Here is an 8377-nt window from a genome sequence, read left to right as displayed (position 1 = left end):
GGGTGGAAAAGTAGGACACCGCCGAACACAACATAGCGAAACGCCCCCCGAGAAATCGGGGGGCGTTTCCAATTCCCGCCGCGGATATCAAGCGTTCTTGCTCAATCGGATCACCCGGCCGAACTGGTGCGGGCGGTGCGAAGTAAGAACAGTTGCACCCTCGTATCGGAAGCGCCGAAGGGACCGCCCCAGGCATTGCGGTGCGGGTGCAGCTCACTGAGCGCTCCGGCCCGGATGAGGCGAAAACGCGGCGGTACCGCCGTCGTTCCCTGCCCGGTTCGGTAATTTGCGCGACACCGCGAGCGTCGGCAAAGAATGCCCGGTTTGGCGGGTCGGTGCGCTGACCGGACAATTCGCGGCGGCCCGTATCCTTACACGAGGATTCACGCGAAAGGTTTCAGTGGTCGACAACAGAGCAAGTGGCGGGCGTGGTCAGTCGCGCGGGGGCACCGGAAGTGGCCCACGCGGTCCGCACCAAAGACGGGCAGCCGGCGACCAGCGGCGCACGCCCACCGGTGATCAGCGCCGGACGCCCAGGGGTTCGGGACCGGACCGGGATCGTCGCACCGCGCCCCGGCGCGACGATGACGGCGGCTCGCGGCCCCCGCGGCCGGCCGGCGAAGAATCCACCCGACGTTACGACGATCCGCCGCTGCCGGAGGGGATCGAACCCAAGCAGCTGGCGCCGGAAGTGCGCCGGGAACTGAGCACCCTGAGCAAGGCCACCGCCGACGGTGTGGCCTGTCATCTGGTGGCCGCCGGCATGCTGCTCGACGAGGACCCGCAGGCCGCGCTCAAGCACGCCAAGGCGGCGCGGTCCCGCTCGACGCGGATCACCGCGATCCGTGAAGCGGTCGGGATCGCGGCTTACCACTGCGGCGACTGGACGCAGGCCCTGGCGGAGCTGCGCGCGGCGCGCCGGATGGGCAGCAAGTCCGCGCTGTTGCCGTTGATCGCCGACTGCGAACGTGGCCTGGGCCGCCCACAACGGGCGATCGAACTGGCCGCCAGCCCCGAAGCCGCCCAACTGGAGGGTGACGAGGCCGACGAACTGCGGATCGTGGTCGCCGGCGCCCGCGCCGACCTGGGCCAGCTGGAGCAGGCGCTGACGGTGCTGTCGGCCGCGCGGGCCGATCCCGAGCGCACCGGGTCGACGGTGGCCCGGCTGCACTACGCGCACGCCGAAACGCTGGTGGCGCTGGGCCGCGGCAACGAAGCCCTGGAATGGTTCCTCAAGGCCGCAGCCGCCGACACCGAAGGTGTCACCGACGTCGAGGAGCGGATCGCCGAACTGGGCGGCGCCGGCTCGCTGGCAGACGAATACGACTGTCTGCTACTCGATCTCGACGGCACGGTGTTCCGCGGTGGCGAACCCACCGCCGGAGCCGTCGAAACGCTGGCCGAGATCCAGAGTCGCGGCCTGTTCATCACCAACAACTCCTCGCGCAGCGCGGACGAGGTCGCGGCGCACCTGCGTGAGCTGGGCTTCACCGCCGCCGGCGAGGACGTGGCCACCAGCGCCCAGATCGCGGCGCACCTGCTGGCCGAGCAACTGCCCGCCGGATCCCGGGTGCTGGTGGTCGGCACCGAATCACTGGCCGCCGAAATCGCTTCCGCCGGTTTGGAACCGGTGCGGCTGGCGACCGACGAGCCGGCCGCGGTGGTGCAGGGCCTGTCCACCGAGACCGGCTGGGCCGACCTGGCCGAGGCGGCGCTGGCCATCCGGGCCGGCGCGAAGTGGATGACGACCAACGTCGACAAGACCCTGCCGTCGGAGCGTGGCCTACTGCCCGGCAACGGGTCGATGGTGGCCGCGTTGCGGGCCGCGACCGACGCCGAACCGCAGGTGGCCGGCAAGCCGGGCCCGGGTTTGCTCGCCGAGGCGCTGACCCGCGGTGAGTTCTACGCGCCGCTGGTCGTCGGTGACCGGCTGGACACCGACATCGCCGCGGCCAACGCCGCCGCGCTGCCGAGCCTGATGGTGCTCACCGGCGTCAATTCGGCACGCGATGCCGTCGGCGCCGTCGCCGAGCAGCGACCGACCTACATCGGCCACGACCTGCGGGCGCTGCATCTCGACGCCGACCGGCTGGCGATCGGCCCGCAGCCGCAGTGGCAGGTCACCCTGGACGGCGCCACGGTCACCGTCGCCACGTCGCAGCCCGAAGAGAACGACGCGGACGGCCTGTCGATCGTGCGTGCGCTCGCCTGCGCCGTGGCCGACGCCGACCTGGCCGGGCGCCCGTTCACCGTCGAGTCCGCCGACGACACCGCCGGGCAGGCTCTGCAACGTTGGTCCCTGCTCGGGGCCTGGCCCTAAGGGGCCCCAACTGGCATGGTCTAGCGTTGGTGGCAGCCATGAACAGTGAGATTGATGATGTCCGGGAGCGCATCGCGGCGTTGCTGGCCGCGCTGCCCGGGGAAGCCGAGCTGGCCGAACTGCCCGCGCACAGCGATCTCAACGCGTTGGCGCAGCGGCTCGAAGAAGCCCACGAGGTCCTGGTGCGGGCACTGGAGTCGGTGGAGAAGGGCTGAGGGCACATGTCGCGGCGCACTCGCGTTGACGCCGAGCTGGTCCGGCGCGGACTCGCGCGTTCCCGGCAGCAGGCCGCGGAGTTGATCGGTGCCGGCAAAGTCACCATTGACGGCATCCCGGCCGTCAAACCGGCCACCGCCGTGACTCTCACCGCCGCCCTGGCCGTCGCCGAAGACGGCGAACGCAACTGGGTGTCGCGTGGAGCGCACAAGTTGATCGGCGCACTGGACACCTTCGAGATCACCGTCGCCGACCGAGCGTGTCTGGATGCGGGGGCCTCGACCGGCGGTTTCACCGAGGTACTGCTCGACCGGGGCGCGGCCCGGGTGGTCGCCGTCGACGTCGGCTACGGCCAGTTGGCCTGGTCGTTGCGCACCGACCCGCGCGTCGTCGTCGTCGAACGCACCAACGTCCGCGGGTTGACCCCGGAGGTCATCGGCGGGCCCGCCGAGCTGATCGTCGCCGACTTGTCGTTCATCTCGCTGGCCACCGTGTTACCCGCACTGACTGGTTGCGCGTCACCCGACGCCGATATCGTTCCGATGGTGAAGCCGCAGTTCGAGGTGGGCCGAGAGCAGGTCGGCGCCGGCGGGGTGGTTTCGGACCCGGGCCTGCGCGCCGACGCGGTGCGGTCGGTGGCGCACCGGGCAGCCGAATTCGGCTGGGGCACCGTCGCGGTGACCGCCAGTCCGCTGCCGGGCCCGTCGGGCAACGTCGAGTACTTTCTGCATCTGCGTGCCGCCGCCGCACCGCTGACCGGTGCGGCGTTGGATGCAGCCGTCCAGGATGCCGTTGCGAAGGGACCCCAGTGAATACCGGGCACGGAGAGCGCACCGTTTTGCTGGTGGTGCACACCGGGCGTGAAGAGGCCACCGACACCGCCCGCCGCGTGGAGAAGGTGTTGGGCGACCACGGCATCACGATGCGGGTGCTGACCGCCGAGGCTGTCGACAAGGGCTCGCTGCACCTGGCGCCCGACGACATGCGTGAACTCGGCGTCCAGATCGACGTGGTGGATCCCGACACCCAGGCCGCCGAGGGTTGCGAACTGGTGCTGGTCCTCGGGGGTGACGGCACCTTCCTGCGGGCCGCCGAACTGGCCCGCGCCGCCGACATCCCGGTGCTGGGGGTCAACCTGGGCCGGATCGGTTTTCTGGCCGAGGCCGAAGCCGATCACATCGACCGGGTCCTCGATCACATCATCGCCCGCGACTACCGGGTGGAGGACCGGATGACGCTGGATGTGGTGGTGCGTGCCGACGGGGAGATCATCGGCAGCGGTTGGGCGCTCAACGAGGCCAGCATGGAGAAGGGCCCGAGGTTGGGGGTCCTGGGTGTCGTCGTGGAGGTGGACGGCAGGCCGGTGTCGACGTTCGGCTGCGACGGCGTGCTGGTGTCGACACCGACCGGATCGACCGCCTACGCGTTCTCCGCGGGCGGGCCGGTGCTCTGGCCTGACCTGGATGCAATCCTGGTGGTGACCAACAACGCTCACGCCCTGTTCGCCCGGCCGATGGTGACCAGTCCCGACTCGACGATCGCGATCGAAGTCGAGAGCGAGGGACACAATGCGCTGGTGTTCTGCGACGGCCGCCGCAAGATGCTGGTGCCGGCCGGCGGACGGCTCGAGGTGCAACGCGGCGTCACCCCGGTCAAGTGGGCGCGGCTGGGCACCTCGCCGTTCACCGACCGGCTGGTGCGCAAATTCCGGCTGCCGGTGACCGGCTGGCGCGGACAGTAGTTTCAGTGCTCACTGAGATCCGCATCGAGTCGCTGGGCGCGATCCACGCGGCGACCGCCGAATTCGACCGCGGCCTGACCGTGTTGACCGGGGAGACCGGCACCGGCAAGACGATGGTGGTCACCGGGCTGCACCTGCTCGGCGGCGCCCGCGCCGACGCCACCCGGGTGCGCTCGGGTGCGGCCCGCGCGGTGGTCGAAGGCCGGTTCTGCACCGCCGATCTGGCACCGGCGGCGGCCGGGCAGATCGACGAGATCCTGGAGGTCTCCGGCGCCGAGCGCGACGAAGACGGCAGCGTGATCGCGGCCCGCTCGGTCAGCGCCGACGGGCCGTCGCGGGCCTACCTCGGGGGCCGCGGGGTGCCCGCCAAATCGCTGAGCGGGTTCACCGGCGGGCTGCTGACCCTGCACGGTCAGAACGACCAGCTGCGGTTGATGCGCCCGGACGAACAGCGCGGGGCACTGGACCGATTCGCCGCGGTCGACACCCGGCTGCAGCGCTACCGCAGCGCACGGGAGGCCTGGCTGTCGGCGCGACGCGAACTGCTCGACCGCAACAACCGGGCCCGGGAACTGGCCCAGGAAGCCGACCGGCTCACCTTCGCGCTGCGCGAGATCGATGCCGTCGACCCGCAGGCCGGGGAGGACGACGCGCTGACGGTGGAGATCCGCCGGCTCTCCGAACTCGACGCACTGCGCGCCGCGGCGTCCGGGGCGCGCGCGGCGCTGGCCGGGGGCTTAGACGACGCAGTGGACGCGGCCGACGCGGCGACGTCGGCCACCTACCGGCTCGGGCAGGCGAAGGCGGCGCTGACCGCCACCGACGACGCCGCCCTACAGGCCCTCGGCGAACAACTCGGCGAGGCGCTCACGGTGGTCGACGATGTGGCCCGCGAACTCGGCGGGTACCTCGACGAGCTGCCTACCGGCGCCGACGCGCTGGACGCCAAGCTGGCGCGGCAGGCCGAGCTGCGTTCCCTGACCCGCAAGTACGCCGCCGACATCGACGGGGTGCTGGCCTGGGCGGCGCAGTCCCGCGACCGGCTGGCCCAGCTCGACGTCTCCGAAGAAACGATGGTGGCGCTGTCGGCTCGCGTCGAGGACCTCGCCGAGCAGGTGGTGAAGACCGCCACCGACCTCAGCGCCGCGCGCGGCAAGGCGGCTCGCGGGCTGGCCAAGGCGGTGAGCGCCGAGCTGTCCGGGCTGGCGATGGCCGACGCCGAGTTCAGCATCGGTGTCAGCCACAGCCCGGCCGTCGACGACGACCCGGCCGCCCTGCGGTTGCCCTCGGGGCAGCTCGTGCATGCCGGCGCCGACGGCATCGACGAGGTCGAGTTCGGGCTGGCCGCGCACCGGGGTATGACGGTGCTGCCGCTGGCCAAGAGCGCCTCGGGGGGCGAGCTGTCCCGGGTGATGCTGGCGCTGGAGGTGGTGCTGGCCACCTCGTCGTTGTCGTCGGCACGCAGCTCGGCCGGCACCACGATGGTGTTCGACGAAGTCGACGCCGGGGTGGGCGGCCGCGCCGCGGTACAAATCGGGCGGCGGCTGGCCCGGCTGGCCCGCACCCACCAGGTCATCGTGGTGACCCACTTGCCGCAGGTGGCGGCTTATGCGGATGTGCATCTGATGGTGGAGGCCAGCGGGCGTAACGGCGCCAGCGGGGTGCGGCGCCTGGACGGCGAGGACCGGGTGGCCGAACTGGCCCGGATGCTGGCCGGGCTGGGAGAGACCGACACCGCCCGCGCGCACGCCCGAGAACTGCTGGACGCCGCGCAGGATGACCGGCGTGCAGACGCCCACGAGTAGCCCGAAGACCCTGTGACTGGTGTGACGTAACGGAACTTGTGAGGCCAGTGTTACGGCGCGCCTCCCTGCTTTCCCGCGCTTTCCCCGACACAATCGCGCCCATGAAGATGTCTGCGCTGTTGTCTCGTAACACCTCCCGGCCCGGCGTCATCGGTACCGCCCGGGTCGATCACGACATCGACCGGTTGCTGCGGCGGGTCGGTCCCGGCGACATCGTCGTCCTCGACATTCTCGACCTGGACCGGATCACCGCCGACGCACTGGTGGAAGCCGAGATCGCCGGCGTCGTCAATGCCTCGGCGTCCATCTCCGGGCGCTACCCCAACCTCGGGCCTGAGGTGCTGGTGGCCAACGGCGTCACGCTGATCGACGAGGCCGGCCCCACGGTGTTCAAGAAGATCCGCGACGGCGCCAAAGTCCGGCTGCACAACGGCGGCGTCTACTCCGGTGACCGGCGCCTGGCCCTGGGCGTCGAACGCAGCGACGTCGAGATCGCCGACCTGATGCTCGAGGCCAAGACCGGGTTGGTGGCGCACCTGGAATCCTTCGCCGGCAACACCATTGAGTTCATCCGCAGCGAGAGCCCGCTGCTGATCGACGGGATCGGGATCCCCGAGATCGACGTCGACCTGCGCCGCCGGCATGTGGTGCTGGTCGGTGACGAGCCCGACGCCGCCGACGACCTGAAGTGCCTCAAGCCGTTCATCAAGGAATACCAGCCCGTGCTGATCGGGATCGGCGCCGGCGCTGACGTACTGCGCAAGGCGGGCTACCGCCCGCAGCTGATCATCGGCGACCCCGACCAGATGAGCGCCGAGGTGCTGCGGTGCGGATCGCAGGTGGTGCTGCCCGCCGACGCCGACGGCCACGCGCCCGGCCTGGAGCGCATCCAGGACCTCGGGATAGGGGCGATGACGTTCCCGGCGGCAGGTTCCCCGATGGACCTGGCACTGCTGCTGGCCGACCACCACGGTGCGGCCCTGCTGGTGACGGCCGGGCAGACGGCCAACATCGAGACGTTCTTCGACCGGACCCGTCAGCTGACGAACCCGTCGATGTTTTTGACCCGGCTCAAGGTCGGCGAGAAGCTGGTGGATGCCCGGGCCGTCGCCACGCTGTACCGCAGCCGGGTCTCCGCGGGCGCGATCGCACTGCTGGTGCTCAGCATGCTGGTCGCGATCATCGTCGCGCTGTGGGTCTCGCAGACCGACGCCGTGGTCCTCGACTGGCTCAGCAACTACTGGCATCACCTGACGCAGTGGCTGCAGCACTGGGTGACCTAAGCGAACCGGGCCGACACGGCGATGATCACCCCTCGATACCATGCGATGTCGCTGACCGCGGTGCTGCTGGCATTGGTGTTCGGCGTGGTGCTGGGATCCGGGCTGCTGTCGGGACCGGTGCTGGGCAGCCTGCAGTCCGATAAGCAGGAGCTGCGCGCGCAGATCGACGCGCAGCGCGAACAGCACAACGCGCTGAGCGAACGGCTCGGCAACGCAAACGATTTCGACGCCCAGATGGCGCCCCGGATCGTGCGCGAGGCGCTCAACGGCAAGTCCACGGTGATCTTCCGGACTCCGGACGCCGCTGACGACGACGTCGAGGCGGTGGCGCGGATCATCGGTCAGGCCGGCGGGGCCGTCACCGGAACGGTCGCGCTGACGCCCCAGTTCGTCGAGGGCAATGCCGAGGAGAAGCTGCGGGCGGTGGTGGAGTCCGGGATCGTGCCCGCCGGTGCCCAACTGAGCACCCACCTGATCGACCAGGGCGCCCAGGCCGGCGACCTGCTCGGCATCGCGCTGCTGATCAATCGCAACTCGGCCGTCCAGCCCGCGGATGACACCCAGCGCGACACCGTACTGGCGGCGCTGCGCGATACCGGCTTCATCACCTACCGCGAACAACGGTTCGCAGCGGCCAACTCGGCGGTGGTCATCACCGGGGGAGCGCTGCCCGAGGACGCCGGCAGCAGCGGGGTGAGCGTCGCCCGGTTCGCAGCGGCCCTGGCCCCGCACGGTTCGGCGACGGTGCTGGCCGGTCGGGACGGCTGCGCCTCGGGCACCGCGGCCGTCGCGATGGCCCGCACCGATTCCGCGGTTGCCGACGCGGTGAGCACGGTCGATGACGTCGACCTCGAGGCGGGGCGAATCACCACCGTCATGGCGGTGAGCAGCCTGATCAACGGCGGACATCCGGGGCAGTACGGCATCGGTCACGGCGCCGGATCGGTCACCCTCGCGCAATAGGCCCGGTGACCGCTGCCGGGCGGCGTGACTGGGCGTGGCCGGGCGTGGC

7 protein-coding genes and 1 pseudogene are annotated in these 8377 nt (G+C 70.8%); all 8 read left to right on the top strand.

Going from position 1 to position 8377, the window contains the following annotated elements:
- Window positions 1-340 precede the first annotated feature (340 nt).
- A pseudogene (locus A5771_RS23835) lies at window positions 341-1294 on the top strand (hypothetical protein); the annotation flags it as partial.
- Window positions 1283-2320, top strand: a complete 1038-nt coding sequence (locus A5771_RS04945; protein WP_267887458.1) for an HAD-IIA family hydrolase — start codon at window positions 1283-1285, stop codon at window positions 2318-2320. The pseudogene A5771_RS23835 and the gene A5771_RS04945, both read left to right, overlap by 12 nt.
- A gap of 38 nt (window positions 2321-2358) precedes the next feature.
- Entirely contained in the window at window positions 2359-2535 is a 177-nt protein-coding gene (locus tag A5771_RS23280; protein ID WP_165606148.1) for a hypothetical protein, read from the top strand.
- 6 nt (window positions 2536-2541) lie between these two features.
- Window positions 2542-3348, top strand: a complete 807-nt coding sequence (locus A5771_RS04940; RefSeq protein WP_064854084.1) for a TlyA family RNA methyltransferase — start codon at window positions 2542-2544, stop codon at window positions 3346-3348.
- On the top strand, window positions 3345-4277 hold the full coding sequence (locus A5771_RS04935) for an NAD kinase (protein ID WP_064854083.1): 933 nt from the start codon (window positions 3345-3347) through the stop codon (window positions 4275-4277). Before A5771_RS04940 ends, A5771_RS04935 begins: the two co-directional genes overlap by 4 nt.
- Window positions 4278-4282: 5 nt before the next feature.
- Window positions 4283-6082, top strand: coding sequence for a DNA repair protein RecN (gene recN / locus A5771_RS04930; RefSeq protein ID WP_064854082.1), 1800 nt, complete (start codon window positions 4283-4285; stop codon window positions 6080-6082).
- A 101-nt stretch (window positions 6083-6183) separates the two neighbouring features.
- Window positions 6184-7365, top strand: coding sequence for a putative cytokinetic ring protein SteA (gene steA, locus A5771_RS04925; RefSeq protein ID WP_064854081.1), 1182 nt, complete (start codon window positions 6184-6186; stop codon window positions 7363-7365).
- A gap of 21 nt (window positions 7366-7386) precedes the next feature.
- Window positions 7387-8328, top strand: a complete 942-nt coding sequence (locus A5771_RS04920; RefSeq protein ID WP_064854080.1) for a copper transporter — start codon at window positions 7387-7389, stop codon at window positions 8326-8328.
- Window positions 8329-8377: the final 49 nt, after the last annotated feature.

Source organism: Mycolicibacter sinensis, from assembly GCF_001667375.1.
GTDB lineage: Bacteria > Actinomycetota > Actinomycetes > Mycobacteriales > Mycobacteriaceae > Mycobacterium > Mycobacterium sinense_A.
Note: the sequence above shows the minus strand (reverse complement) of the source record. Positions and strands in the feature narration are given on the sequence as shown.